The 24,268-nt window shown below is 66.3% G+C and carries 24 protein-coding genes and 1 tRNA gene; 16 read left to right on the top strand and 9 right to left on the bottom strand.

The window, feature by feature from the left end; genetic code table 11:
• The first annotated feature begins 309 nt into the window (after window positions 1–309).
• Window positions 310–2,496: a transglycosylase domain-containing protein gene (locus DW2_RS11650; RefSeq protein ID WP_038146674.1), complete on the top strand. Its 2,187-nt coding sequence runs from the start codon at window positions 310–312 to the stop codon at window positions 2,494–2,496.
• A gap of 59 nt (window positions 2,497–2,555) precedes the next feature.
• On the opposite strand, the gene DW2_RS11645 is transcribed toward DW2_RS11650, so the two are convergent.
• The gene (locus DW2_RS11645) at window positions 2,556–3,185 is read right to left on the bottom strand and encodes an MlaC/ttg2D family ABC transporter substrate-binding protein (RefSeq protein WP_051855939.1); all 630 of its coding nucleotides are present in this window, start codon (window positions 3,183–3,185) and stop codon (window positions 2,556–2,558) included.
• On the bottom strand, window positions 3,142–3,855 hold the full coding sequence (locus DW2_RS11640; protein WP_238321316.1) for an MlaA family lipoprotein: 714 nt from the start codon (window positions 3,853–3,855) through the stop codon (window positions 3,142–3,144). Before DW2_RS11640 ends, DW2_RS11645 begins: the two co-directional genes overlap by 44 nt.
• Window positions 3,856–4,150: 295 nt before the next feature.
• On the opposite strand from DW2_RS11640, the gene DW2_RS11635 reads away from it, so the two are divergent.
• Window positions 4,151–5,917 (top strand): type I secretion system permease/ATPase, encoded by a 1,767-nt coding sequence (locus tag DW2_RS11635; protein WP_051855936.1) that lies wholly within the window; start codon window positions 4,151–4,153, stop codon window positions 5,915–5,917.
• Complete coding sequence (locus DW2_RS11630) at window positions 5,914–7,248, top strand: HlyD family type I secretion periplasmic adaptor subunit (RefSeq protein WP_051855933.1); 1,335 nt, start codon at window positions 5,914–5,916, stop codon at window positions 7,246–7,248. Before DW2_RS11635 ends, DW2_RS11630 begins: the two co-directional genes overlap by 4 nt.
• Window positions 7,249–7,251: 3 nt before the next feature.
• Here DW2_RS11630 and DW2_RS11625 read toward each other — a convergent pair whose 3' ends face one another.
• Window positions 7,252–8,418 (bottom strand): lytic murein transglycosylase, encoded by a 1,167-nt coding sequence (locus DW2_RS11625; protein WP_038146665.1) that lies wholly within the window; start codon window positions 8,416–8,418, stop codon window positions 7,252–7,254.
• 181 nt (window positions 8,419–8,599) lie between these two features.
• Between DW2_RS11625 and DW2_RS11620 the strand changes: the two genes are divergently transcribed.
• On the top strand, window positions 8,600–8,947 hold the full coding sequence (locus tag DW2_RS11620; protein ID WP_038146662.1) for a hypothetical protein: 348 nt from the start codon (window positions 8,600–8,602) through the stop codon (window positions 8,945–8,947).
• A 64-nt stretch (window positions 8,948–9,011) separates the two neighbouring features.
• On the opposite strand, the gene DW2_RS11615 is transcribed toward DW2_RS11620, so the two are convergent.
• The gene (locus tag DW2_RS11615) at window positions 9,012–10,187 is read right to left on the bottom strand and encodes a MalY/PatB family protein (protein WP_038146659.1); all 1,176 of its coding nucleotides are present in this window, start codon (window positions 10,185–10,187) and stop codon (window positions 9,012–9,014) included.
• Window positions 10,188–10,314: 127 nt separating this feature from the next.
• Between DW2_RS11615 and def (DW2_RS11610) the strand changes: the two genes are divergently transcribed.
• The 8 genes from def (DW2_RS11610) (at window position 10,315) to DW2_RS11580 (ending at window position 14,568) form a co-directional block, all read left to right on the top strand.
• Complete coding sequence (gene def / locus DW2_RS11610) at window positions 10,315–10,860, top strand: peptide deformylase (protein WP_038146657.1); 546 nt, start codon at window positions 10,315–10,317, stop codon at window positions 10,858–10,860.
• Window positions 10,860–11,360, top strand: coding sequence for a peptide deformylase (def, locus tag DW2_RS11605; protein ID WP_038146655.1), 501 nt, complete (start codon window positions 10,860–10,862; stop codon window positions 11,358–11,360). Before def (DW2_RS11610) ends, def (DW2_RS11605) begins: the two co-directional genes overlap by 1 nt.
• A gap of 3 nt (window positions 11,361–11,363) precedes the next feature.
• Window positions 11,364–12,260 carry a methionyl-tRNA formyltransferase gene (fmt, locus tag DW2_RS11600; RefSeq protein ID WP_038146654.1) on the top strand — a complete coding sequence of 299 codons (897 nt, stop codon included), beginning with the start codon at window positions 11,364–11,366 and terminating at the stop codon, window positions 12,258–12,260.
• 154 nt (window positions 12,261–12,414) lie between these two features.
• Window positions 12,415–12,573 (top strand): hypothetical protein, encoded by a 159-nt coding sequence (locus tag DW2_RS19780; RefSeq protein ID WP_156102955.1) that lies wholly within the window; start codon window positions 12,415–12,417, stop codon window positions 12,571–12,573.
• A gap of 24 nt (window positions 12,574–12,597) precedes the next feature.
• Complete coding sequence (locus tag DW2_RS11595) at window positions 12,598–13,479, top strand: SPFH domain-containing protein (protein WP_038146756.1); 882 nt, start codon at window positions 12,598–12,600, stop codon at window positions 13,477–13,479.
• Window positions 13,479–13,754 carry an NfeD family protein gene (locus tag DW2_RS11590; protein WP_038146653.1) on the top strand — a complete coding sequence of 92 codons (276 nt, stop codon included), beginning with the start codon at window positions 13,479–13,481 and terminating at the stop codon, window positions 13,752–13,754. The genes DW2_RS11595 and DW2_RS11590 overlap by 1 nt, the downstream gene beginning before the upstream one ends.
• Window positions 13,755–13,896: 142 nt before the next feature.
• Window positions 13,897–14,181 (top strand): hypothetical protein, encoded by a 285-nt coding sequence (locus DW2_RS11585; RefSeq protein WP_038146651.1) that lies wholly within the window; start codon window positions 13,897–13,899, stop codon window positions 14,179–14,181.
• A gap of 132 nt (window positions 14,182–14,313) precedes the next feature.
• Window positions 14,314–14,568 (top strand): hypothetical protein, encoded by a 255-nt coding sequence (locus tag DW2_RS11580; RefSeq protein WP_156102954.1) that lies wholly within the window; start codon window positions 14,314–14,316, stop codon window positions 14,566–14,568.
• A 1-nt stretch (window position 14,569) separates the two neighbouring features.
• Here DW2_RS11580 and pyrF read toward each other — a convergent pair whose 3' ends face one another.
• Window positions 14,570–15,280: an orotidine-5'-phosphate decarboxylase gene (pyrF, locus tag DW2_RS11575; RefSeq protein WP_038146647.1), complete on the bottom strand. Its 711-nt coding sequence runs from the start codon at window positions 15,278–15,280 to the stop codon at window positions 14,570–14,572.
• 69 nt (window positions 15,281–15,349) lie between these two features.
• Window positions 15,350–15,559, bottom strand: a complete 210-nt coding sequence (locus DW2_RS11570; protein ID WP_038146646.1) for a hypothetical protein — start codon at window positions 15,557–15,559, stop codon at window positions 15,350–15,352.
• 199 nt (window positions 15,560–15,758) lie between these two features.
• Between DW2_RS11570 and clpB the strand changes: the two genes are divergently transcribed.
• Entirely contained in the window at window positions 15,759–18,380 is a 2,622-nt protein-coding gene (gene clpB / locus DW2_RS11565; RefSeq protein WP_038146645.1) for an ATP-dependent chaperone ClpB, read from the top strand.
• Between the two features lie 159 nt (window positions 18,381–18,539).
• On the top strand, window positions 18,540–19,826 hold the full coding sequence (locus DW2_RS11560; RefSeq protein WP_038146644.1) for a DNA polymerase IV: 1,287 nt from the start codon (window positions 18,540–18,542) through the stop codon (window positions 19,824–19,826).
• Between the two features lie 15 nt (window positions 19,827–19,841).
• On the opposite strand, the gene DW2_RS11555 is transcribed toward DW2_RS11560, so the two are convergent.
• Window positions 19,842–20,708 (bottom strand): N-formylglutamate amidohydrolase, encoded by an 867-nt coding sequence (locus tag DW2_RS11555; RefSeq protein WP_038146643.1) that lies wholly within the window; start codon window positions 20,706–20,708, stop codon window positions 19,842–19,844.
• 181 nt (window positions 20,709–20,889) lie between these two features.
• Between DW2_RS11555 and DW2_RS11550 the strand changes: the two genes are divergently transcribed.
• Both DW2_RS11550 and ykgO read left to right on the top strand, forming a co-directional pair.
• Window positions 20,890–20,964, top strand: a tRNA-Val gene (locus DW2_RS11550).
• 77 nt (window positions 20,965–21,041) lie between these two features.
• Window positions 21,042–21,167 (top strand): type B 50S ribosomal protein L36, encoded by a 126-nt coding sequence (gene ykgO / locus DW2_RS11545; RefSeq protein ID WP_038065693.1) that lies wholly within the window; start codon window positions 21,042–21,044, stop codon window positions 21,165–21,167.
• Window positions 21,168–21,255: 88 nt separating this feature from the next.
• Here the strand turns inward: ykgO and DW2_RS11540 are convergent, their stop codons facing one another.
• Window positions 21,256–22,911: a peptidoglycan-binding domain-containing protein gene (locus DW2_RS11540; protein WP_038146642.1), complete on the bottom strand. Its 1,656-nt coding sequence runs from the start codon at window positions 22,909–22,911 to the stop codon at window positions 21,256–21,258.
• A gap of 54 nt (window positions 22,912–22,965) precedes the next feature.
• On the bottom strand, window positions 22,966–24,186 hold the full coding sequence (locus tag DW2_RS11535; protein ID WP_038146641.1) for a phenylacetate--CoA ligase family protein: 1,221 nt from the start codon (window positions 24,184–24,186) through the stop codon (window positions 22,966–22,968).
• Window positions 24,187–24,268 lie beyond the last annotated feature (82 nt).

Below are 24,268 nucleotides of genomic sequence, written 5' to 3'. Positions count from 1 at the left end.
CTTGAACGGCTTGATTGCTGCAATGATGAGTTTCACCTGACATCCCTTCCTTGTTCAGCCCTATCGGCATCCGCAAGAGCGTCGCCGTGTGTGTCGTAAGAAGGCCCGCCCCACCCGCTCCGCACAAGGAATCGCGAGCCTGCGTGAGCGGCCGTTACCGTCATTTCTGCCTATTTTTTGCACATTTTGTGCATCTTGGTTATTTTTTAGGCGGTTTGCGAAACCAAATCGTGATTTTATCCGGGTCCACATCCCCCATCCCCGCGTGTAAATTGCGCGCAACGAAAATCGAGGCACCGGATCAGGCAGATGACACAGAAGGGCGGACGGCGCGGGCCGTTGCGGGCCGACAAGCGCTATTCCTCGTCGAAGCAGACCGCAGGCAAGAGCAAATCCCAGACACCTCCCAAGACGCGCAACCGCAGGCCCCAGCGGCCTCCGCGCCGGCACGGACCGGTCGTGGGCACGATCCTCGGCCTGTTTCGGCTGATCTGGCGCGTGGTGTGGGGAATCGGCTGGCGTTTCTCGCTCGTGGTCGCGCTCGTGGTCGGGGCCGCGACCCTCTATTTCTACTCGACGCTTCCCGATTACACGAAGCTTCTCGACGGGCGCACGCGCGGCTCCGTCACCATGCTCGACGATCACGGGAAGGTCTTTGCCTGGCGCGGCGAGACCTTCGGCGGCCAGATCGACGCGAAGAACGTCTCGCCCTGGCTGCGCGACGCGGTGATCGCGACCGAGGACCGCCGGTTCTACCATCATTTCGGGATCTCGCCGCGCGGCATCGCCTCGGCGATGGCGATCAACCTGCGGGCGGGTCGCGGCCCGTTCGACGGCAATGGCGGCTCGACCATCACCCAGCAGACCGCGAAGCTCCTGTGTCTCGGGGTGACATACGACCCGAAGACGTGGAAGAACGAGTCGGCCTACGAGGCTGACTGCCGCTCGGGCGGTCTGCGGCGCAAGATCAAGGAAGTGCCCTACGCCTTCGCGCTGGAACTCAAATACACCAAGGACGAGATCCTCTCGATCTACTTCAACCGCGCCTATCTCGGTGCGGGCGCGCGTGGCTTCGAGGCGGCCTCGGAGCGCTATTTCGGCATTCCGGCCTCCAATCTCGATCCGCAGCAGGCGGCGATGCTCGCCGGGCTTCTCAAGGCGCCGAGCTATTACGCGCCCACCAACAGCATCACCCGCAGCCAGGAGCGCGCGCAGACGGTTCTCACGCTCATGCACGATCAGGGCTATCTGAACGACCGGCAATATATCGATGCGCGCGACAACCCTGCCACGCTCAGTCAGACCGCGCAGAAACAGGCGGGCGGCTATTTCGCCGACTGGCTGATGGACACGCTGCCGAGCTACCTGACCCGCGACACCACCGAGGATGTCGTGATTCACACGACCCTCGACCAGCGCATCCAGAGCGCGGCGGAAGAGGCTATGCAGAACGTCTTCGACGACAAGGTTTCGAAGGACAGCGAAGCGCAGTCCGCGATCGTGGTGATGAGCAAGGATGGCGCGGTGCGCGGCATGGTCGGCGGCCGGCAGACCAAGGTCACCGGCGCGTTCAACCACGCGACGATGGCGCAGCGCCAGACCGGCTCGACCTTCAAGCCCTTCGTCTACGCCACCGCGCTCGATCTCGGCTACACGCCCGGCTCGATGGTCGACGACGCACCGCTCACGGTGAAGATGCCCGGCTCGCCCGACTGGAGCCCGCGCAACTACGAGCGCAACTACATGGGCCCGATCTCGCTGACCACGGCGCTCGAGCATTCGGTCAACGTCGCGACCGTGCGGGTGTCCGAAGCGGTCGGGCGGGAGAACGTCATCAAGGTCGCGGAAGATTTCGGCTTCGCGCAGGACCTGCCGAACCTGCCCTCGGTCGCGCTTGGCGTGGGCGAATCCGACCTGCTCGACATGACCGGGGCCTATGCCGGCATTCTCAACGGCGGGTCCTCTGTCCAGCCCTACGGCCTCACCTCGCTCACGCTGAAAGGCGACGACCAGCCGCTCTTCGGCAAGCCCGGCGGCATCGGCGAGCGCGTGATCTCGCAAAAGGCCGCGCAGGAGCTCGTCTACATGATGCGGCAGGTGGTGCTGCACGGCACCGGACGACGCGCGAATCTCGACAATTACGAGGTCGCGGGCAAGACCGGCACCACCCAGAGCTCGCGCGACGCCTGGTTCATCGGCTTCACCTCGGATTACGTGGTCGGCGTCTGGATGGGCAATGACGACAACACCCCCCTGAAGGGCGTGACCGGGGGCGGCCTGCCCGCCGAGATCTTCCACGAGACGATGAAGCGGGTGATGGATGGTCAGCCGGCGCAGCCGCTGCCGATGGCCGATCCCTCGGGCTGGCAGACGCAGGACAGCTATCAGGGCCAGAGCCAGCAAAGCCAGAGCGCCGGGCAACAGCCCGCCCGCCAGCGCCGCGATCCCTCCGCCTCGATCCTCAAGGAATTGCTGGGCATCTTCGGCGCCCGGTAACGGAGCGAAAAATCAGGCCGCGCGCCCCCTCGGGGATCGCGCGGCCGAATCTTCGTGCCTCACCCTGCCGTCTTCAGGTCCTGAATCAGCAGGTCGATATTTCCGCGGCGGCGATCGAGCATCGCGCCGATCTCGGTCCGCTCCGAGGCGAGCATGTTCACCCCCTCGACGATCAGGTTGAAGAACTTGTCCGCCCCCGAGCGGTCTGACACCTGCCAGAGTACCTCAAAGGGTGCCTGCCCCTTGAGAATCGCGGTGGTCTTCACCTCGTAGAAGGTCTTGATCGGGCGCGCGCCCTCGATCGTGAAGCGGGCTCCGATGAATTCGCGGAATCGCTTGCCGTATTTGCGAGAGAGATAGCCCTGGAACGCCTGGGTGAACGCCGCCATCTGGGCCGGGCTCGCCTGCCGTGCGGCCACGCCCAGCGCCGAGCGGGCGATCACGTTCACATCCGCATATTTCTGGAAGATCCGCTCGAACATCGCGTAAAGCGCCGGGCCCGTCTTGCCCGAGGAAATCGCCACGTTCACATCATCGACCGCACGCTGGATCAGCGCGCGCGCCTGTGCGTCGGTCAGGGCCAGCGCCTCTCCCGGCAGCAGTGCCGCCGCGAGCCCGGCAGCCCCGTAGCCCAGGACCGTGCGCCTATTGCAGCGCCGGATCGTCATAGGGGTCGTAGGCGTTGGCATTGGTCGTCTCCTCGCCATTGAGTTCGAAACGCCGGTTCTGAAGATAGAGCAACCGGCTTTGTGCATAGCTGTCGGCGCTGCCGTAAAGGATCGAGTCCACCGTGGTCGAATATCGCTGACGCTTCGCGATCTTGCCGCCCATGCGCAGCGCGAACGCCGCGGCGCGCTCGTCGGGATCGAGGGCGCCGAGCGGGTTGATCACTATGTCGACGACCATGCCCAAGGCATCGCGCTCGGTCGAGGGGCCGACGAAAGGCAGTTCGAGATAGGAGCCTTCCGGCACGCCCCAGACATGCAGGGTCTCGCCGAAATCGGTATCCGTTTCGGGCAGCGAGAAGCTCGTCCCGGCCGGGTCGAAGAGCCCGCCCAGGCCAAGCGTGGAATTGATGAAGAAGCGGAAGGTGTTCTTGATGGCCGGCTCCGGGCGCCCCTGGAGAAGCGAGTTGAGAACCTTGCCCGGAAGGCTGAGATTCGACCCCACATTCTCGAGCGCATGCCCGACCGGCCCTTGCCCGTTGCTGGAAGGCTCCGAAGACCGGAACAGCGCGGAGTCGACAGATTTGTTGAAGTCGTGGGTTTGCCGGTTCGACGCCTCGTAGGGATCATTTATGCCCGAGGCGCGCGGCGCGGGACCGCAGCCGGCCAGAGCGAGACCCAGTGCGCAGATCACGCTCGCCGCCGCGCCCCGTGACACGGCACGCGCGTTGCGGCCCCTAACGTCTGGCGATCCGTTCCGCTTCACAAAGGATCCCTTCGTCACGACTTCCATTCTCGACACATATTATCCCCCCTCACGCCACGCAATGAAAGGGCGCGTTCAAGTCAGGTGTTCCGCAGGCCGCCCGTCGCCCCCCGCCGAAAACCGAGGACGATTTACGCCAAATTCATCTCTCGCGGCCAGGTTTTCAGGAGCGCGCAGGCTTGCCGCTCGGGCAGTGAGGCATGCGCAGGCAGAGGAGATCAAGATGGCTTCGTCCGAAACCGGTGATCAGGGGTCATCTCGCCGCAAGCTGCGCCTCGGCCATGGCGAGCTGGCACAGCTTGCCCGCGGGGAGGGCGCGCAGATCACGCTGGTTGCCGTTTTCGCGGCCTTCGTGAACGTGCTCATGCTCACCGGCCCCCTCTTCATGCTGCAGGTCTATGATCGGGTGCTCCCCGCCCATTCGCTCTCGACCCTGCTCAATCTCTTTATGCTCGTCGTCTTCCTCTTCGGCGTGATGGGCGTGCTCGATTGGGCAAGGGGGCGACTGCTCGCGCGAATCGGCGCCGATCTGCAGACCCGGGCGGAAAGACGCGTCTTCTACGCGACGATTCGTCAGGCCTCGGAGCGCGACACCGATCTCTCCGCGCATAACGCGCTGCGCGATCTCGAGACCGTCCAGCGCTATTACGGCGCGCCCGTGGCGCAGGCGTGGTTCGACCTTCCCTGGACTCCGCTCTATCTGGGCGTTCTGTTCGTCTTTCATCCCTGGCTGGGATGGCTGGCCACCGCGGGGGGGCTGCTCCTGGTGGGCCTGTCGGCCCTGACGCAGCATTTCACCCGCGATCGTCTGGGCGATGCGGGAAAACTCGAGAACCGCTCCCGACGCCTCTCCGACGATCTTCTCGACGATGTCGACACGGTGATGTCGCTCGGCATGCGCGAAGCTGGCTTTCAGCGTTGGCGGCAATGGCGCCACGGCGCGATGACCGCCTCGATCAAGGCCACGGATGTGAGCGGCAGCTTCCACTCCCTGATCCGGACGCTGCGCATGCTGCTGCAATCGACGATGCTCGCGCTCGGCGCCTATCTCGTCTTGCAGGCCGAGGTCACGGCTGGCGCGATGGTCGCGGGCTCGATCCTGATGGGACGCGCGCTTGCCCCGGTGGAGCAGGTCATCGGCGGCTGGACAACCTGGAGCGGCGCACGCGCCGCGCGCAACCGGCTCGCACATCTGCTCGGCTCCACACCTGAGCCCGCGCCACGCACCGCACTCGCCCGGCCGAAGGCAAAATTGTCGGTCGAGGATATCGCGATTGCGCGCCCCCAGGCGGATCGCGCGTCCTCCAGCCAGATCAGTTTCACCCTCGAACCGGGGGAAGCTCTCGGCGTGATCGGCCCGACCGGATCCGGCAAGTCGACGCTCGCACGGGCTCTGAGCCATAATTTCAAACCCTATTCGGGCGAGGTTCTGCTCGATGAGGTCTCGCTGGACCAGTACGATCCGGACCATCTCGGCCAGCTGGTGGGCTATCTGCCGCAACGAATCACCCTTTTCGAAGGCACCCTGACAGAGAATATCGCCCGCCTCTCCGAAGAGCCCGACATTGCCCAGGTCGTCGAGGCCGCGAAGCGGGCCGGGGCGCACAGGATGATCCTCGACCTGCCTCAGGGCTATGACACGGTCCTGCATCACAACGGGAGTTCGCTCTCGGACCGACAGCGTCACCTGGTGGCTCTCGCGCGCGCTCTCTATGGCGATCCCGTCCTGCTCGTGCTCGACGAGCCCGACCTGAAACTCGGTGCAGACGCCGGACTGGCGCTCCCCGCGACGATCCGCCATCTCAAATCGCGGGGGGGCGCCGCGGTCGTGATGGCCAACAGCCCCGCTGCCCTCGCCGAATGTGACAGGCTCCTCGTCCTCGATCGGGGCGCGCAGCGTGCGCTCGGCCCGCGCGACGAGATCCTCAAGCGGCTGATCGCGCCGGCACAGCATTCCCGGCTCACCCCGCGCAAGGAAGGCGCCGCATGAGCGGCAAGCCGGCTGCGAATGATCCCGCCCGGCCGTCCCACGGCATGAACCCGAAGCGGCTGCCCGCCCTTGTCGGCCTCGTGGCGATCGGAATTCTTGTCGCGGGCTTCAGCCTGTGGTTGCTTTCGGCCCGTCTCGCCGGCGCCGTGCAGGCGAACGGCCGTGTCGAGGTCGACAAGAACCGGCAGATTCTTCAGCATCCCGTCGGCGGCGTCGTGGAACGTCTCCTGGTCAAGAGCGGTGACTTCGTGCGCGAGGGGCAGGTTCTGCTACGGCTCGACACCGACGATGAACGCTCGCAACTCGCGATCGTCGAAGCCTCGTATTTCGACTTGCTCGCCTCGCGCGCCCGCCTCACGGCCGAACGAGACGGCGCGCGCAAGATCACCTTCCCGGCCCGCCTCACGACGCTGGCCCCGCTGCGCCCGGAAGTCGGGCATCTCATGTCGGGCCAGACCTCGCTCTTCGAAGCCCGACGTCATTCCTTCGCCCAGGAACAGGCCTTTCTCGCCATGCAGGCACGACAGATCGACGCCCAGCGCGCCGGGATCGAAGCGCAGATCACCGCCCTGGATCGTCAGGCCGCGCTCATCGCCGAAGAGCTGCACGTCCAGCACAGATTGCGCGCCCGGGGCCTCGCACAATCAAGCCGCGTCTTGGCACTCGAAAGGGAGAAGGCCGCGATCGAGGGACGATCGGGCGCGCTTCGGGCTCAGCGCGCGCTGGTCACGGTGCAGAAAGGGGAGATCGCGCTTTCGGCGACACGCCTGTTCCTGCAGCGTCGCGAGACGGTGGAGGCCGAGCTCGAGAACACGCGGGCGAAGGTCATTGAACTCGCGGAGCGCGAACAGCACCTGCTGCGGGAAATCGCCCGACGCGAGTTGCGGGCGCCAGCGAATGGCGTGATCCACGAGATCATGATCCCCGGCGAACGCGCGGTGCTGCGTCCGGCAGAACCCGCCCTGTCCCTCATCGAACAGGATCGCCCCCTGGTGATCATCGCGCGGCTCGCACCGATCAATATCGACGAGGTGACGCTTGGACAAAACGCCACGCTCCGATTTCCAGGGTTATCGACACGCAGCACCCTGGAGTTGACCGGAGAACTCTCCCGGATCTCGCCTGACATCGTCACGGATCCGACAAATGGCGCGAGCTACTACCAGATCGAGGTCGCCTTCGACACGCACCAGTTCGACGATCGCCACAAGGGCAATCTCGTCCCTGGAATGCCGGCGGAGGTTTTCCTGCGCACGACCAACAATTCCCCCGCCCGCTACCTGCTGAGCCCCTTTCTCGATTTCTTCGCGGAATGGGGCACCACGGGGTGACGCCTAAAGGCGGCCAAGCAGGAGCGGGGTAGGCCAGCCATCCGCGGGCAGGCCCAGCTGACGTTGAACATCCTGCACGGCCGCGCGTGTCCTGGCGCCGAGGATGCCGTCGACCTTGCCGACATCATAACCCCGCGAGGCGAGTTTCGCTTGCAGCTGCTCGAGCCGCGCGGGGCTCAACCCCGGCTCCGGAGCACGCGGATCGAGACGCGGCGCCCCGTCGAGACGGGTCGCGAAATAGGCCGCGGTCGTCACATAGACAAAGCTCTTGTTCCACTCGAAGAGGGTGCGGAAATTCGGATAGACCATGAAGGCCGGGCCCTTGCGCCCCATCGGGAGCAGGATCGATCCGCGCAAGCCGTGTGCCAGATCGCCTCGGCGCGCGCGAATGCCCATCCGCGCCCAATCCGCCACCGGCAACTCGGTGCGCAGCCCGGTCTGCGCCCAGTCCAGATCGTCGGGCACGACGACTTCCTGCATCCAGGGCTCGCCCGGACGCCAGCCCATGTCCCGCAACATCTTCGCGCCCGACATCAGCGCATCCGGGGCCGAGGTCTTGAGACGCACATGCCCGTCACCGTCGCCATCCACGCCGTTGCGCAGGATATCGTCAGGCAGCATCTGGACCTGTCCGACCTCGCCCGCCCAGGCACCGGTCGTGCGTTTCGGATCGAAATCGCCGCGCTGAAAGAGCCGCGCGGCCGCGATCACCTGAGGGCGGAAAAGCCCGGGCCTGCGGCAATCATGGGCAAGCGTGAGCAACGCGTCGCGGGTGTTGAAATCGCCCTGGACCGCGCCGTAATCAGTCTCGAGCGCCCAGAAGGCCAGCAGGATGCCACGGGGCACGCCGTAGTCGCGCTCGATCCGCGCAAAAACCGGTGCATATTTCTTGGCATTGCGCGCTCCGTTGCGCATCCGGTCCTCGCGGATCACTGCCGCCGCGAAATCCAGAAAGGTCTTTCGAAACACGCCTTGCGCCCGATCGGCCCTCAGCACCTTGGGATCCTGCCGCGCCCCGGCAAGGAACGCAGCCGCCTCCCGTGCGTTGAGCCCGGCGTCACGCAGATCCGACCGGATACCGGAAAGAAACGCGTCCCAACTGCCACCACATTGCGCAAGTGCCGATCCCGGAACGAGCGACAACAGAAGGACGAAGATGAGGTTGCGCATGAAGGTCCCCCCGGGTTTGGCCCTTCCCGACGCTAACGCGCGATCACTTTGACAGCAATCACCCAAGCCGTTGCAATAACGGCACTCTTAGCATCTGCGGCGCGATGCAGGCAAAAAGGTTAACTTGCTTTTTACATTGACGTGAGCAGCATGGGCCGTGGGGAAGTGAGTGGAGGATGTCATGGAATTCCTGCCCAAGGAAGTTCTCGACGGGCTGCGTGCCGCGCAGCGCCGCGAGACAGAGAAAAACGCGCGGCTGCGTGTTCTCGCGGCGGGCTCGATCTGGCCCGTCTTGCGCCGGTTCAAGGGCGGGTTCGCGCTCGATGCCGAACAGGTGAGCCACCTGCGCGGCCATGTCGACCTCTATGACGGGCCGAACCATCTCGCGACCTGCCTCATCGTCGCCTCTGAAATCGAGGGGCGCGAACTGATCTGCACCGTCAAGCGCGAGACCGCGGTGAGCGACCATGCCCCGCTCGATTTCGTGCAGGAAGGGCCGAGGATTTCGGGTTACCTGCCCAAGGTCTGACCGGAACCGGCAGAGGGCCGGACGACGCATGAAGAGAGAAAGCCGGGCGCAATGCCCGGCCTTTTCATTGCAGATCGGCGAAGGCCTTTTGCAGCCGCTCCACCGCTTCGGCGACTCGGGCGCGCGGCGTCGCGAGGTTGAAGCGCAGGAAGCTTTCCCCCCCCGCGCCGAAGGTCGGCCCGTGATTGGCTGCGATCTTCGCTTCCTTTTCGACGCGTGCGGTGAATTCCTCCCGCCCCATCCCGGTGCCGGAGAAATCGACCCAGGCCAGATAGGTCGCCTCGAGCGGCATCGAGCGCAGCCCCGGGATCGCGTTCACCCCGGCGTCGAACAGCTTCCGGTTTGCATCGAGATAGGCCACGAGCCCATCCACCCAGGCGGCACCTTCCGGGCTGTAGGCAGCCGTCGCCATCGCGATCCCGAAACTGTTCGGCCCGATCCCGAGCGCGGCCATCCGGCCTGCGAAACGCACGCGCAGCTCGGGATCGGCGATGATGACATTTCCGGTATGCGTGCCGGCGATATTGAAGCTCTTGGTGGTTGCGCTCATCATCACCAGCGGCAACTCGGGCGCAGCCAGCGCCATCGGAATGTGCTGCTGGCCCGGCATGACCAGATCGTGGTGGATCTCGTCCGAGACCAGCACGAGCCCGTGCCGCTTCGCGAAGGCCGCCGTCGCCTCCAGTTCCGCCCGGCTCCAGACCCGACCGCCGGGATTGTGCGGCGAGCACAGGATGAGCATCTTCTCCGCGCCCGTCATCAGCGCGTCCCAGGCGTCGAAATCCATCTCGTAGCGCCCCTCCTTCAGCGCGAGCGGACATTCCCGCACCTCGCGCCCGGCAGCTTTGATGACGCGGGCGAAAGCGTGATAGACCGGGGTCATCAGCACCACCGCGTCGCCGGGCGCGGTGAAAGCATCGACGCAAAGCGCCGTCCCGTTGACGAGCCCGTGGGTGGTGAAGATCCAGTCCGGCTCCACCTCCCAGCCGTGACGCTCCCGCATCCACCACCGGATCGCGTCGTGATACTCGCGCTCGTCGCCCCAATACCCGTAGACCCCGTGGGCCAGCATCTTCTCGAGCGCGGATTGCACGCAGGCGGGGGGCCTGAAGTCCATATCCGCCACCCACATCGAGATCCCTTCCTCGGGCGGGACGCCATAGCGCTCCTCCATGCCGTCCCATTTCATCGAATGGGTTCCCACGCGGTCGATGATCTCGTCGAAATCGGGTTTGGTCATTCTCGCCTCTCGCTCACGGATTGAAGAAACAGAGCAGAGGATTTGCACCGTTTCAAACGCCGTTTTGTCACCGGCACAATGGCCTGCGCCATTGCACAGCCCGCCGCCATCGCCTAAATCCCCGTCCATGACGCTACGATCCATCCTCATCCATCCCGACCCGCGCCTCAAGAAGGTCTGCGACCCGGTCCCCGAGATCACCGACGAGATCCGCAAGCTCGCCGATGACATGCTCGCGACCATGTATGACGCGCCGGGCATCGGCCTCGCCGCGCCGCAGATCGGCGTGCTCAAGCGGGTCTTCGTGATGGACTGCGTCAAGGAGAAGGACGCCGCGCCCGAGCCGATGGTGCTCGTCAATCCCGAGATCACCTGGTCTTCGGAGGACACCAATGTCTACGAGGAAGGCTGCCTGTCGATCCCGGATCAATATGCCGAGGTGACGCGCCCCAAAGAGGTCCGGATGCGCTGGTTGGGGCTCGACGGGCAGGTGCACCAGGAAGAGTTCGACGGGCTCTGGGCGACCTGCTCGCAACACGAGCTCGACCATCTCGATGGCAAGCTCTTCATCGACTATCTCGGGCCGATGAAGCGCAAGATGATCACGCGCAAGATGGAAAAGCTCAAGCGCGAGCGTGCCCGCGGCGCCGCGGCGAAGGATCCGATCCTCTGATGGCCGTGCGCCCCTTCATCCCCTATGACGACCGCCGCCTGCATCAGCCCGCCGAGCCGGTCGAGGCGGTCACCGAAACGGTCCGGATGATCTGGGACGACATGATCGACACGATGGAGGCGATGCCGGGCGTCGGCCTTGCCGCGCCGCAGATCGGGATCATGATGCGCCTCGCCGTGGTCGATGCCTCCGACAAGCGCGGCCAGGTGGTGCGGATGGCCAACCCGGAGGTGCTTCACGCCTCGGTCCAGATGCGCAAGCATGACGAGGCCTCGCCCAACCTGCCCGGCGTCTTCGCCCCGATCGAGCGCCCGCGCGCCGTGACGGTGCGCTTTCTCAATGCCGATGGCGAGATCGAGGACCGCGATTTCGTCGGCCTCTGGGCGACCTCCGTCCAGCACCAGATCGACCATCTGAACGGCAAGATGTATGTCGATCACCTCTCCCCGCTGCGCCGCAAGATGCTGGTGCAGAAGTCGAAGAAGCTGCAGCGGAGCTGAGCCATGCGCGTCATCTTCATGGGCACGCCCGATTTCTCGGTTCCCGTCCTCGAGGCGCTGGCGCGCGACCATGACGTGGTTGCGGTCTACTCGCAGCCGCCCCGCCCCGCGGGTCGCGGCAAGAAGGATCGCCCGTCCCCCGTGCAAGCCAGGGCCGAAGAGCTGGGCCTCGAGGTCCGCACGCCGCTCAATTTCAGATCCGACGAGGCGCGCGCCGCCTTCGCCGATCTGAACGCCGATGTCGCGGTGGTCGTGGCCTATGGGCTAATCCTGCCGCAAGCGGTGCTCGACGCCCCCGCGAAGGGCTGCCTGAACATCCACGCCTCGCTGCTGCCGCGCTGGCGCGGGGCCGCGCCCATTCACCGCGCGATCATGGCGGGCGATGCGGAAACCGGGATCTGCATCATGCAAATGGAGGCGGGGCTCGATACCGGCCCCGTTCTTCTGCGCGAGGCAACCCCGATTAACGCGACCGACACCACCGGAGACCTGCATGATCGGCTCAGCGCGATGGGCGCGCGGCTGATCCTCGAGGCGCTGGCCCGGATCGACGGGCTCACGCCCGCGCCGCAACCCGAGGTCGGCGTCACCTATGCGGCCAAGATCGACAAGGCCGAGGCGCAGATCGACTGGAGCCGCCCCGCGCCCGAGCTGGTGCGCCATATCAACGGCCTCTCCCCTTTCCCCGGCGCCTGGTGCGAGATCGCGGGCGAACGGGTAAAACTGCTGCGCGCCGCCCCTGCCGACGGCTCCGGAGCGCCCGGTCAGACCCTCGGCGGTTTCACCATCGCCTGCGGCGAGGGCGCGCTCGAGGTGCTCGAAGCGCAGCGCTCGGGCAAGCGTCCGATGCCCGCCTCCGAGATCCTGCGCGGCCTCGACCTGCCCGAAACGGTCGCCTGAGCCGTCCGGAGCGCTCCGATATCGCGCAGGGAAACCGGCACTTCCGGAGAGGAGCGCCGTCCCTTCTCACTTCCCAAAGTCCCCGCATTGCGGCAGACTCCCTGCAACGAGAACAGGAGCAGTCGATGAAGTCCCGCCAAGAGAGGCAGCCCTGATGGGCGCGCTGTTCAGCCTTGCGACGATGGCAGGCTCGCGCCTCGCGATGGCGGGTCTTGCGGTCGCGCTGTGGCTTCTCGGTCGCCCCGGCGGCTGGGCTGTCCTTGTGGTGGGGGTTCTGCTCGCCCTGCGCGTCTTTCCCGCGCATGGTTCATGACGTCTGGGGAAAGGGAGAATGCTCATGGGTTTTGATGGTTTTCTGACGGGCGGCGACATCGTGATGATCGCGGTTGCGGGCCTGCTGATCCTGTCGGTCTTCCTCGGTGTGCGGATCGTGCCGCAATCGGAAAAGCACGTGGTCGAGCGCTTCGGCCGACTGCGCTCGGTGCTCGGGCCGGGGATCAACTTCATCGTCCCCTTCCTCGACCGGGTGCCGCACAGGATCTCGATCCTCGAGCGCCAGCTCCCGAATGCGATGCAGGACGCGATCACCGCCGACAACGTCCTGGTGAAGGTCGAGACCTCGGTCTTCTACCGCATCACCGAGCCGGAAAAGACCGTCTACCGGATCCGCGACGTCGATGCGGCGATCGCGACGACCGTGGCGGGGATCGTGCGCTCCGAGATCGGGATGATGGAACTCGACGAGGTGCAGTCGAACCGCGCGCAGCTCATTTCGAAAGTGCGCGAGCAGGTCGCCGCGATGGTCGATGACTGGGGGATCGAGGTGACGCGCGCAGAGATCCTCGATGTCAATCTCGACGAGGCGACCCGCGCCGCGATGCTCCAGCAGCTCAATGCCGAACGTGCCCGCCGTGCGCTGGTGACCGAGGCCGAGGGCAAGAAGCGTGCGGTCGAACTTGCCGCCGAGGCCCAGCTCTTCCAGGCCCAGAAAGAGGCCGAGGCCCGCCGCGTTCAAGCCGAAGCGGAGGCCTATGCGACCGAGGTTGTCGCCGTCGCCATCGCGAAGAACGGGCTGGAGGCGGCGCAATATCAGGTGGCGCTCAAGCAGGTCGATGCTTTGGCGCAGGTGGCCAAGGGCGAGGGCCAGCAGACGGTGATCCTGCCCGCTGCCGCCCTCGAAGCCTTCACCAATGCCTTCAAGCTGCTCGGAGCACGGTGATGGACTACTGGCAACAACCCTGGCTCTGGATCGTGGCGGGCGTCGTGCTCGCCGTGGCGGAGATGCTGATCCCCGGCTTCATCTTCCTCGGATTCGCGATCGGGGCGGTATTGGTAGGCGCATTGATCTGGATCGGCCTGCTCGGCCATTCCATACCGGTGACGCTCGTGGTCTTTGCGGTGCTCTCGATCCTCGCCTGGCTGATCTTGCGCCGCGTGATGGGGGTGCGCCCGGGCCAGACCAAGCATTGGGATCGCGACATCAACGAGAACTGAGGCGGCGCCGCACCGCTTTGCCCCTCCCGCCCACACGCCCGCGTGAGCACGGTTCCGCCGACCGATGGAACCGCCCGGAACCCGTGCAGCCTGATATCCGTTAGTGCCCCAGAAAGCAGTTTGCATGTGACGGGAGACAAACATGGCAGATACGGAAATTCATCACGAGAAGAGCGGCCTCGGTGGCGTCTATTTCGTCCTTGGCGCAATCGTCGTCGCGCTTGGCGTCGTCCTGTGGTTCATGATGGCCCCGGCCGATCACGATGCGGTCCCGGGTGATGCCGGCGGCAGCTCGACCTCGGTCACCATCGACAACACCGATACGACCCCGGCCAATACCGACAGCGCTCCGGCCACCGATTCGGGTGCTGCTGCCGGTGGCGCAGCCTCGACCGATGGCGCGGCCCAGACCGGCACCGCCAACTAAACCGCGAGCACTCACGCTCAAGTGAAGCGGCGCTCTCAGGGGCGCCGTTTCTCATGCGCCATCCGCCGCCTATCCTGAGACGCGAGGAGGAACGTGCGCCGAACGACACGCGTTTCGATTCGGACATCATGAATGACAGGAGCAGTCATGGCGCGCGACCCTTCCCGGCAAACCAGTCTCGGCGGACTGATCTTCACGCTTCTCGCGCTCGTGGTGGCGCTCGGCGTGGTGGTCTGGCTGGTGGCGGACACGCCCTTCGACGGCGGCTCCGATACGGCCACCGATCCGCCCCCCCTCACCCCGCTGAAGGATCCCAATGCCGCAGAGGTGAAAGTGGCGCCCTCGGCCAAAACCTCGGGTCCGGCCACGGGGGGCTCGGGGAACTGACCTAGCGGCGCAGTTCCGCGACGATTGCCTCGGCCGCCTCGCGCGGGTCGGACGCGCGGTGGATCGGGCGGCCGACGACGATATGGTCGGCCCCGGCTTCGATCGCCGCTGCCGGGGTCGCGATCCGTTTCTGGTCCCCGAGCTCGGCGCCCGCCGGACGCACGCCCGGCGTGACGATGAGCTTGCCCTCCGCCTGCGGCAGTTCGCGGATCATCGCCGCTTCCTGCGGCGAAGCAATCACGCCATCCGCCCCCGCCTCGAATGCGCGGCCCGCGCGCTCGGCCACCAGATCGCGGATGTCGCCGGGCTTGATCAGCGCACCGTCGAGATCTTCGCGATCGAGCGAGGTCAGGATCGTCACCGCGAGGATCTTGAGATTCTTGCCCGCAGCGCCCTCTTTCGCGGCCTTCACCACATAGGGGTCGCCATGGACGGTCAGGAAATCCAGGTCGAACTGCGCCAGCCCGCGCACCGCGTTCTCGACCGTCGCGCCGATATCGAACAGCTTCATGTCGAGGAAGATGCGCTTGCCCTGATCCTGCTTGAGCTCGGTCGCGAGTGCGAGCCCGCCCCCGGTCAGCATCCCGAGCCCGATCTTGTAGAAGGACACCGCATCGCCGAGCTGGTTGGCCAGGATCAGCCCTTCATAGGCGCTGGGCACGTCGAGGGCGACGATCAGGCGATCATCGGCGGGCGAAATCAGGTCGGTCATCGGGGCGCTCCTTTTTCGGTCCGCCCCCTGATGCGGATCAAACGCCCCAAGGTCAAGCGGCCGATCGGCTCAGAGCCCGCCGATCCCCCGGCGTTGCGCCTCGCGCGTCAGCACGCGGGCGAGTTGCCGGTGACTGATCCGCTGATCAGCTTCGACCCGGACCGGCACGCGCAACGGCTGCGCGATCCCGGGGGCGAAAAACTCCACCACCGCCTCGAAGCGGCGCTGTGCGGCGTTGTAGATCACGCGAACGATCCGCGTGGCGGTTCCGTGATGCATGGCGATGGCCTCCGAAGGCAGGGGTGTCGCAGGGTCAACGCAAAGTCTTGAGGTTTGGTTTCCCGATGCGGCGAAATGCTCCGCGAATGCCTCTTGAAGCGCCCCCGCGCTGCGCCCATTTTCATACCGAGACCCGGACAGATGGGCGCCTCTTCAGGGCCTGACGCATACCGGGGGCTTTGAAAAAAGGAGATTGCCGATGAACATGGAGAAGTTCACGGAACGGTCGCGCGGCTTTCTGCAGGCAGCGCAGACCATCGCGATGCGCGAGGGGCATCAGCGTGTGGTGCCCGAGCACCTTCTGAAAGCATTGATGGATGACGACCAGGGGCTGTCCGCCAACCTGATCTCGCGCGCGGGCGGCGAACCCAAACGCGTGCAGGAAGCGGTCGATCTGGCCGTCTCGAAACTGCCGAAAGTGTCCGGCGGCGACGGGCAGGTCTATGTCGAGCAGAGCCTCGTGCGGGTTCTCGACGAGGCCGAGAAACTCGCCAAGAAGGCGGGCGACAGCTTCGTGCCGGTCGAACGCATCCTGATGGCGCTGGCGATGGTGAACACCCGCGCCAAGGACGCGCTCGATGCGGGCGCGGTGACCGCGCAGAAGCTCAACGCCGCGATCAACGACCTGCGCAAGGGCCGCACCGCTGACACCGCTTCGGCCGAAGAGGGATACGACGCGCTCAAGAAATACGCGCGCGACCTGACCGAGGCCGCCGAGCAGGGCAAGATCGACCCGATCATCGGCCGCGACGAGGAGATCCGCCGCGCGATGCAGGTGCTCTCGCGCCGGACCAAGAACAACCCCGTGCTGATCGGTGAACCGGGCGTCGGCAAGACCGCGATCGCGGAGGGCCTCGCGCTGCGCATCGTCAATGGTGACGTCCCCGAGAGCCTGCGCAACAAGCGGCTTCTGGCGCTCGACATGGGCGCGCTGATCGCGGGCGCGAAATACCGGGGCGAATTCGAGGAACGTCTGAAGGCGATCCTCAAGGAAATCGAGGCGGCGGCCGGCGAGATCATCCTCTTCATCGACGAGATGCACATGCTTGTCGGCGCGGGCAAGACCGATGGCGCGATGGATGCGGCCAACCTGATCAAGCCGGCGCTCGCGCGCGGCGAGCTGCACTGCGTCGGTGCGACCACGCTCGACGAATTCCGCAAACATGTCGAGAAGGACGCCGCCCTTGCCCGCCGGTTCCAGCCGCTGGTGGTCGAGGAGCCCACGGTCGAGGACACGATCTCGATCCTGCGCGGCATCAAGGAGAAATACGAGCTCCATCACGGGGTGAAGATCTCCGACTCGGCGCTGGTCTCGGCTGCGACGCTGTCGCATCGCTACATCACCGACCGTTTCCTGCCCGACAAGGCGATCGACCTCGTGGACGAGGCCGCCTCGCGCTTGCGCATGGAAGTGGACAGCAAGCCCGAGGAGCTCGACCAGCTCGACCGCCAGATCCTGCAGCTGCAGATCGAGGCGGAGGCGCTGAAGAAGGAAGACGACGCGGCCTCGAAGGACCGTCTCGAGAAGCTCGAGAAGGAGCTGGCCGAGATGCAGGAGCGCGCCTCGGAGATGACCGCCAAATGGCAGGCCGAGCGTGACAAGCTCGAATCGGGCCGGAACCTGAAGGAGCAGCTCGACCGGGCGCGCGCCGAACTCGACCAAGCCAAGCGCGAGGGCAATCTCGCCCGCGCGGGCGAGCTGAGCTACGGCATCATCCCTTCGCTCGAGAAACAGCTGAACGAGGCCGAGGAAGCCGAGGGCGAGGACCTGATGGTGTCGGAATCGGTGCGTCCGGAGCAGATCGCCGAGGTGGTCGAACGCTGGACCGGCATTCCGACCTCGAAGATGCTGGAAGGCGAACGCGAGAAGCTCCTCAAGATTGAAGAGGAGCTGCACAAGCGCGTCGTGGGCCAGGATGCGGCGATCACCGCGGTGTCGAACGCCGTGCGCCGGGCGCGCGCGGGGCTCAATGACGAGAACCGTCCGCTGGGCTCGTTCCTGTTCCTCGGCCCGACCGGCGTGGGCAAGACCGAGCTGACCAAGGCCGTCGCGGAATATCTCTTCGACGACGATCAGGCGATGGTGCGGATCGACATGTCCGAGTTCATGGAGAAACACTCCGTGGCCCGGCTGATCGGTGCGCCCCCCGGCTATGTCGGCTATGACGAGGGCGGCGTGCTCACCGAGGCGGTGCGGCGCCGGCCCTATCAGGTGCTGCTCTTCGACGAGGTCGAGAAGGCGCATCCGGACGTGTTCAACGTGCTCCTGCAGGTGCTCGACGATGGCGTGCTGACCGATGGTCAGGGCCGCACGGTCGATTTCAAGCAGACGCTGATCGTGCTGACCTCGAACCTCGGCAGTCAGGCGCTCAGCCAGCTGCCCGAAGGGACCGATGCGGCGCAGGCCAAGGCTCAGGTGATGGACGCGGTGCGGGCGCATTTCCGTCCCGAATTCCTGAACCGTCTCGACGAGATGGTGATCTTCGATCGGCTGAACCGCGACGAGATGGACGGCATCGTGGCGATCCAGCTCAAGCGCCTCGAGAAACGCCTGGCGCAGCGCAAGATCACGCTCGTGCTCGACGACGCGGCGCGCAAGTGGCTCGCGGATGCGGGCTATGATCCGGTCTATGGCGCGCGTCCCCTGAAGCGGGTGATCCAGCGGTCGCTGCAAAACCCGCTCGCGGAGGCGATCCTCGCGGGCGAGGTGATGGACGGCGCGACGGTCGAGGTCACCGCCGGGCCCGACGGGCTGGTCGTGGGCGATCATGTGGTCCCGCCGGCCGGGACCAAACCCGCCGACGGCGTCCCGCTGCACTGAGCCGCAGACAACCCGAACGCGACGGGGCGGAGCGATCCGCCCCGTCTTTTTGACGAGAGGGGCTCCGCCCCCGCGCGCCCTGCGCGCTCCCCCGGGGTATTTGGCTCTAGGTGAAGAGGGCGATATAACACAGCTCTCGACTCCCGGAAGCCCGAGCCCATGCCCGCCCTTTGCCGCGATTGCCTCACCACGTTCGACACCGCCCCCGCCCGATGCCCGCGCTGCGGCAAGGCGCGGGTGATCTCGCATCCCGAGCTGTTCGATCTCGGCATCGCGCATATCGATTGCGACAGTTTCTACGCCTCGGTCGAGAAGCGCGACGATCCCTCCCTGTCCTCGCGGCCGGTGATCGTGGGGGGCGGCACGCGCGGGGTGGTGACCACCTGCTGCTATATCGCGCGGATCTCGGGGGTCCGCTCGGCGATGCCGATGTTCCAGGCGCGCAAGCTCTGCCCCGAGGCGGTGATCATCGCGCCGCGGCTGGAGCATTACGCCGCCGTCTCGCGCGAGATCCGGGCGAAGATGGCCGCGCTATCCCCCCTCGTCGAGCCGCTTTCGCTCGATGAGGCCTTCCTCGACCTGACCGGCACCGCGCGACTGCATCACGCGCCGCCCGCGGTGCTAATGGCGCGGCTGGCGCGCGAGATCGAGACCGAGATCGGGGTGACGGCGTCGGTCGGGCTCTCGCATAACAAGTTTCTCGCGAAGATCGCCTCCGATCTGGACAAGCCGCGCGGGTTCTCGGTGATCGGAAAGGCCGATACCGAGAGCTTCCTTGCCGAAAAGCCGGTCTCGATCCTCTGGGGGGTGGGCGCGGCGACGCGGAGCGCACTCGGGCGGGCGGGGATCCGGACATTGGCCGATATCCGGCGGGCTGGGCTTGTTCGCATGGAAGACCGGTTCGGCGCGACCGGGCGCCGGCTCCACGAGCTCGCGAACGGGCTCGATGCGCGGCGGGTCTCGCCCGATTCGCCGATCAAGTCGGTCTCCAACGAGACGACCTTCGACCGGGACATCGCGGATCGTGACACGCTTCTGGCGCAGCTCTGGCGGATGGCCGAGAAGGTCTCGGCGCGGATGAAGGCGCGCGAACTCGCCGGCCGGGGCGTGACCCTCAAGCTCAAGCGGGCCGATTTCTCGACCGTGACGCGGCAGAGACGGCTCGACGAGCCGAGCCAGCTGGCCGATACGCTCTACCGCGCGGGCGAGGCGCTTTTCGACAAGCTGCCTGCGGGCGTCGCCTATCGGCTGATCGGGATCGGGTTTTCCGATCTCAGCCCCGCAGACGGGCGCGACCCGGCGGGCGACCTGCTCGATCCGCAGGCGGGCAGGCGTGCGGGGGCGGAACGCGCCGCCGATGCGATCCGTGCGAAATTCGGCCCCGAGGCGATCCGGCATGGGCGCGGCTGGTCGGGCTCGGATGGCGAGGACAAGAAGCGGTCGTGAGCGCGGGCGGCGCGGCTATTCGGCGGCGTGGCGCAGCGGTTGCGACCCGATCGCGGCGATTCGCTCGGTGACGCGGCTCATCAGGGCCTTGAAGGCCATGAAATCCCCGTTCGGCGCGATCGCCTTCTGATCCATGTAGAGCGCCCGGTCGATCTCGATCTGGATCACATGCACGCCCTCGCGCGGGCGGCCATAACGCTGCGCGACGAAGGCACCGGCAAAGGGGCTGTTGCGCGACACGCGCAGGCCTTCTTCCTCGAAGGCGGCCTCGATCTCGCGCATCAGGGCACGGTCGGCGCTCGTGCCGTAGCGATCGCCGAGCACGATGTCGGGCCGATGGGGACCGAGCGCGTCGAGCGCCTCGGAGGGCATCGAATGGACATCGAGCAGGACCGCCTGTCCGAAGCGCCGATGGGCGGTGAGGAGAAGCTCCGCGATCTGGGCGTGATAGGGATGCCAGACATGCGCGAGGCGCGCCTCGGCCTCCATCCGCGGGATCTTGCCCCGATAGATCGCCCGTGCGCCGGACACCACCCTTGGGATGACACCGAGCCCGGCGGCCACGCGCGGGCCCGGATGCGAGCGCTCGAGCCCCGCGATCAGCGCCGAATCGAGCTCGTCCGGGGCGCGGTTCAGATCGACCCAGGCACGCGGGTAGCGTGCAGCGAGAAGCGGCGCCCCCTGCTCGGGCACGTCAGCGAGAAGCCGGTCGACGAAAGCATCCTCGGACGAACGCAGGCGCGCCATGTCGAGCACGGAGCGGTCGATGAGGCTTTGCGGATAGTCCGCCCCCGAATGCGGCGAGGCGAATACCGCGGCCGTGCGCAGCTCCGCGGGACGGATCAGCCGGAACGGCGGCGGAGAGGCGGGGCTGTCGCTCATGGAACCTCGTGCTATCGTCCCGTATCCTACACCGGATCGCTTTCGCGCCAAAAGCCTCTTGAAAGCCGATCCGAGTCTTTATATAGACCCCCAGACCGACGCGGCACCGCGCGCCTCGGCTCCCTTCCGGCAACTGGCCGTGAAAGAGAAACGGGCGCGGCAAACGGTACCGAACGGGCGTGGGCGGTTAGCTCAGCGGTAGAGCACTACGTTGACATCGTAGTGGCCACTGGTTCGATCCCAGTACCGCCCACCATTGTTTCGCCGCCCCCGGCAAATGCCCGGGGCATTCGTTTTTCAAGGCGCACGCGCGCCGCGAATAGGAGAAGACCGATGAAGGTCCGTAACTCGCTCCGCTCGCTCAAGCAGCGTCATCGCGATTGCCAGGTCGTGCGCCGTAAAGGCCGCGTCTACGTGATCAACAAGACGCAGCGTCGCTTCAAGGCCCGCCAGGGCTGAAGCAGACCGAGCCGAAACGAAAAGGGCCGCGCCAGGGATTTCCCGGCGCGGCCTTTTTCTTTGTCTCAAGACCTGCTGGCGCAGGGGATCAGCGGAAGCCGATCGCCCCGGCCAGAAGCTGCGCGACGGTCGCCTGATCGAGATAACCGGTCACGGTCAGCCCGCCCGCCTTCTGATAGCGGCGAATCGCCTTGCGGGTATTCTCGTCGAAGACGCCATCGACGCGGCCGGGGTCGAGCCCCATCTCGGCCAGCCGACGTTCCACGAGGGTCTTGGCGACACCGGGCAGACCAAGCGCGTCTTCGCGCGCCTTCGCGGCCGCGGCTTGATCGCTGTCGGCGCTCTGCTGCTGCAACTCCGCAATGCGCGCCTCGGCCTCGGCCTTGAAGGCCGGCTTGTCGCGGCTCGCGAGATAGTCGCGATAGGAGGCAATGGTGTCGGCCTTGCTCGCGGCATCCCAATCGGCGCGGTCGGCCGCCTGCGCCTCCGCGCGGCGATCGGCCTCGATCTTGTCGAGCCGCTCCTGCGCCAGATCGGCGAAGAGCCCGTCGGGATATTTCTTGAGATAGGTCCGCAGGCCCGCCTCGTCGCCCGCCTTGCCGGTCTGCTCCCAATAGGCGCGGTCCTGACGGTCGATCTCGGCCTGGCGCTCCTTGGCCTTGGCTTCGAGCTCCGCTGCACGTTTCTCGCCCTGGGCCGAGAGCGCGGTCATCTCTGGACGGGTCAGGTAGCCCGTGGCGTCGAAATTGTTCGCCTCCTGCCAGCGCTTGATCGCCCCGCGCGAGCCCGGACCGAAGATGCCGTCCACGCCTTTGGGATCGAAATTCAGGATGGTGAGGTTCTGCTGCACCTCGCGGCGCTGATCGCGCGTGAGGTTGAGCGCCTCTTCCGCCGCCTTGGCCTGCCGTTCGGGCTGGGTCTTGAGATCCGCGATGCGCGCGCGCGCCGCATCGGCATTCGGCCCGTCGGGATAGCGGTCGAGGTAGAGCTGATAGGCGTCCACGGTGTCGCGCGAGCGTGCGAGATCCCAATAGGGCGCAGACGGATCGGCCTGCGGGGTCTTCACCGGGGCGGGGGCCGGGGCTGCCGTCGCCTGGGCCATGATGAACGCATGGCTGCGCGGCAGATAACCGTTCGCTTCGAGCCCCGCATCCTGTGCCGCGCGGGCAAGCGGCGCGCCGGCCTTCGTCAGATGCCCGGCCATCAGCGACGCGACCTGCTTGGGCGAGCCGCGAAGGACGGTCACGCCCTGCGGAATGTCGAGAGTTCCGAGCCCGGGCTGGGTGAGCCCGTCACCGCTGCTCTTCTCGGCCTCCGAACCCAGAAGCAGGACGGCCTGCCCGGGATGCGCGGCCAACACGCTCATCACCGCCGAAAGCGGCAGCGCCTCGCTCACCATTTCGGGCAAGGTCGCATCGCGCGCGTCGACCGGGACGAACCAGGTCTCGGTGCCCGAATGAACGAAACGGCCCGAGAGCGCGACGGCGACCCGGTCGGCCCCTGCGGCGCGCGTGACGAAGTCGCGGAATCGCGCACGGATTTCGCCGGCATCGGCATCGTCCTCGGACAGGATCGAGAAGCCTGCATCCTGCAGACCCGATTCGGCCTTGGTGGGCGCGTCCGCGCCGCGCAGATCATCGAGGCGCTGGTAATCGGAATTCCCCAGCACCAAGGCGAGATCCCCGGCATGAGCAGGCAGTCCGAGCGCTGCAAGGGCAACGCCTGTAAGTAGCAACTTTCGCATTGCGGTCCTCCATCTCTCTTCCACGGGAAACCCGCGACGGAGGCGCAGGGTTCCTCAATCGTATTTCCGCTGGTCGTCGATCACCTTGCCATCATTGGGCAGACTGCCCGGTGCGACAAGCTCGATCACGCCCTTCATCTTCAGCGCCTCGCGGATCCCCGCCTCGTAGCGCGCGGGCTCTGCAACCTCGGTTTCGATCTGGACCGTCATCACGTCCATCTCGCCCTCGCGCGTCGCGACGACGCGGGCTTTCCGGACCTCCCCATGGGCGGAGACGAAGGCCGCGACCTGTTCGGGGCGCACGAACATCCCCTTGATCTTCGTGGTCTGGTCGGCGCGCCCCATCCATCCCTTGATGCGCATATTCGTGCGGCCGCAGGGGCTTGCACCCTCCAGAACCGCGCTCAGGTCGCCGGTGGCGAAACGCACCAGCGGGTAATCGGGATTGAGGGTGGTGACGACAACCTCGCCCACTTCGCCCGGCGCGACCGGGTCCCCGGTGCCGGGCCGGACGATCTCGACGATCACGCCCTCATCCACGATCATGCCCTCCATCGCCGCGCTCTCATAGGCGACGAGGCCGAGATCCGCGGTCGCATAGCATTGCAGGCAGGCGATGCCGCGATCGGCGTAGTCCTGCCGCAGAGAGGGGAACAGCGCGCCGCCCGAGACCGTCGCCTTCGCGATCCTGAGGCGCTCGCCCATTTCCTCGGCCTTTTCGAGGATGATTCGCAGATAGTCGGGCGTGCCCGCATAGACGGAGGTCCCGATATCGGCTGCCGCGCGCACCTGCAGCTCGGTCTGGCCGGTGCCCGCCGGCAGCACGGCCGCGCCCACGGCGCGCGCCGCGTTCTCGAACATCATCCCCGCCGGGGTCAGATGATAGCCGAAGCAGTTCTGCACGATATCGCCGGGGCCGACCCCCGCCGCATGGGCGAAGCGCCCGAGCCGCCACCAGTCGCGGCTCACATCGCCGGGTTCGTAGATCGGCCCCGGCGACTGGAAGATATGGGCGAAGGCGTGGGCGGGCTTCGTGGTCAGTCCGCCAAAGGGCGGGGCGCCTTTCTGCGCCGCCCCCAGATCGGATTTTCGCAGCACCGGAAGCGAGGCCAGCGCCTCACGCGAAGTGATCCGGGCCGGATCGACTCCCTCCAGATGGGACGCGATGCCGGGAGCCTCCATCGCCTTTGCAATCACGCCGGGCAGAGCCTCGGCGAGTGCCGCCTCGCGCGCGTCGGCGCTGCGGGTTTCCAAATCGTCGAAATGCTCGCCCATCTCTCGACCCTCTTTCATTCACCGGGCAATCCGCCCTCACGCCGCGCAGAAAATGCTGCGCAGCAATTGTTTTGTTTCAATG

Origin of the sequence: Thioclava atlantica (assembly GCF_000737065.1) — a bacterium.
Taxonomy (GTDB): Bacteria; Pseudomonadota; Alphaproteobacteria; order Rhodobacterales; family Rhodobacteraceae; genus Thioclava; species Thioclava atlantica.
Note: the sequence above shows the minus strand (reverse complement) of the source record. Positions and strands in the feature narration are given on the sequence as shown.

Bases quoted from the DNA above. Each gene is read 5' to 3' on its own strand.
- DW2_RS11650 (WP_038146674.1), top strand. From the start codon at position 310: ATGACACAGAAGGGCGGACGGCGCGGGCCGTTGCGGGCCGACAAGCGC.
- DW2_RS11645 (WP_051855939.1), bottom strand. From the start codon at position 3,185: ATGCCAACGCCTACGACCCCTATGACGATCCGGCGCTGCAATAGGCGC.
- DW2_RS11635 (WP_051855936.1), top strand. From the start codon at position 4,151: ATGGCTTCGTCCGAAACCGGTGATCAGGGGTCATCTCGCCGCAAGCTG.
- DW2_RS11630 (WP_051855933.1), top strand. From the start codon at position 5,914: ATGAGCGGCAAGCCGGCTGCGAATGATCCCGCCCGGCCGTCCCACGGC.
- DW2_RS11625 (WP_038146665.1), bottom strand. From the start codon at position 8,418: ATGCGCAACCTCATCTTCGTCCTTCTGTTGTCGCTCGTTCCGGGATCG.
- DW2_RS11620 (WP_038146662.1), top strand. From the start codon at position 8,600: ATGGAATTCCTGCCCAAGGAAGTTCTCGACGGGCTGCGTGCCGCGCAG.
- DW2_RS11615 (WP_038146659.1), bottom strand. From the start codon at position 10,187: ATGACCAAACCCGATTTCGACGAGATCATCGACCGCGTGGGAACCCAT.
- def (WP_038146657.1), top strand. From the start codon at position 10,315: ATGACGCTACGATCCATCCTCATCCATCCCGACCCGCGCCTCAAGAAG.
- def (WP_038146655.1), top strand. From the start codon at position 10,860: ATGGCCGTGCGCCCCTTCATCCCCTATGACGACCGCCGCCTGCATCAG.
- fmt (WP_038146654.1), top strand. From the start codon at position 11,364: ATGCGCGTCATCTTCATGGGCACGCCCGATTTCTCGGTTCCCGTCCTC.
- DW2_RS19780 (WP_156102955.1), top strand. From the start codon at position 12,415: ATGGGCGCGCTGTTCAGCCTTGCGACGATGGCAGGCTCGCGCCTCGCG.
- DW2_RS11595 (WP_038146756.1), top strand. From the start codon at position 12,598: ATGGGTTTTGATGGTTTTCTGACGGGCGGCGACATCGTGATGATCGCG.
- DW2_RS11590 (WP_038146653.1), top strand. From the start codon at position 13,479: ATGGACTACTGGCAACAACCCTGGCTCTGGATCGTGGCGGGCGTCGTG.
- DW2_RS11585 (WP_038146651.1), top strand. From the start codon at position 13,897: ATGGCAGATACGGAAATTCATCACGAGAAGAGCGGCCTCGGTGGCGTC.
- DW2_RS11580 (WP_156102954.1), top strand. From the start codon at position 14,314: ATGACAGGAGCAGTCATGGCGCGCGACCCTTCCCGGCAAACCAGTCTC.
- pyrF (WP_038146647.1), bottom strand. From the start codon at position 15,280: ATGACCGACCTGATTTCGCCCGCCGATGATCGCCTGATCGTCGCCCTC.
- DW2_RS11570 (WP_038146646.1), bottom strand. From the start codon at position 15,559: ATGCATCACGGAACCGCCACGCGGATCGTTCGCGTGATCTACAACGCC.
- clpB (WP_038146645.1), top strand. From the start codon at position 15,759: ATGAACATGGAGAAGTTCACGGAACGGTCGCGCGGCTTTCTGCAGGCA.
- DW2_RS11560 (WP_038146644.1), top strand. From the start codon at position 18,540: ATGCCCGCCCTTTGCCGCGATTGCCTCACCACGTTCGACACCGCCCCC.
- DW2_RS11555 (WP_038146643.1), bottom strand. From the start codon at position 20,708: ATGAGCGACAGCCCCGCCTCTCCGCCGCCGTTCCGGCTGATCCGTCCC.
- ykgO (WP_038065693.1), top strand. From the start codon at position 21,042: ATGAAGGTCCGTAACTCGCTCCGCTCGCTCAAGCAGCGTCATCGCGAT.
- DW2_RS11540 (WP_038146642.1), bottom strand. From the start codon at position 22,911: ATGCGAAAGTTGCTACTTACAGGCGTTGCCCTTGCAGCGCTCGGACTG.
- DW2_RS11535 (WP_038146641.1), bottom strand. From the start codon at position 24,186: ATGGGCGAGCATTTCGACGATTTGGAAACCCGCAGCGCCGACGCGCGC.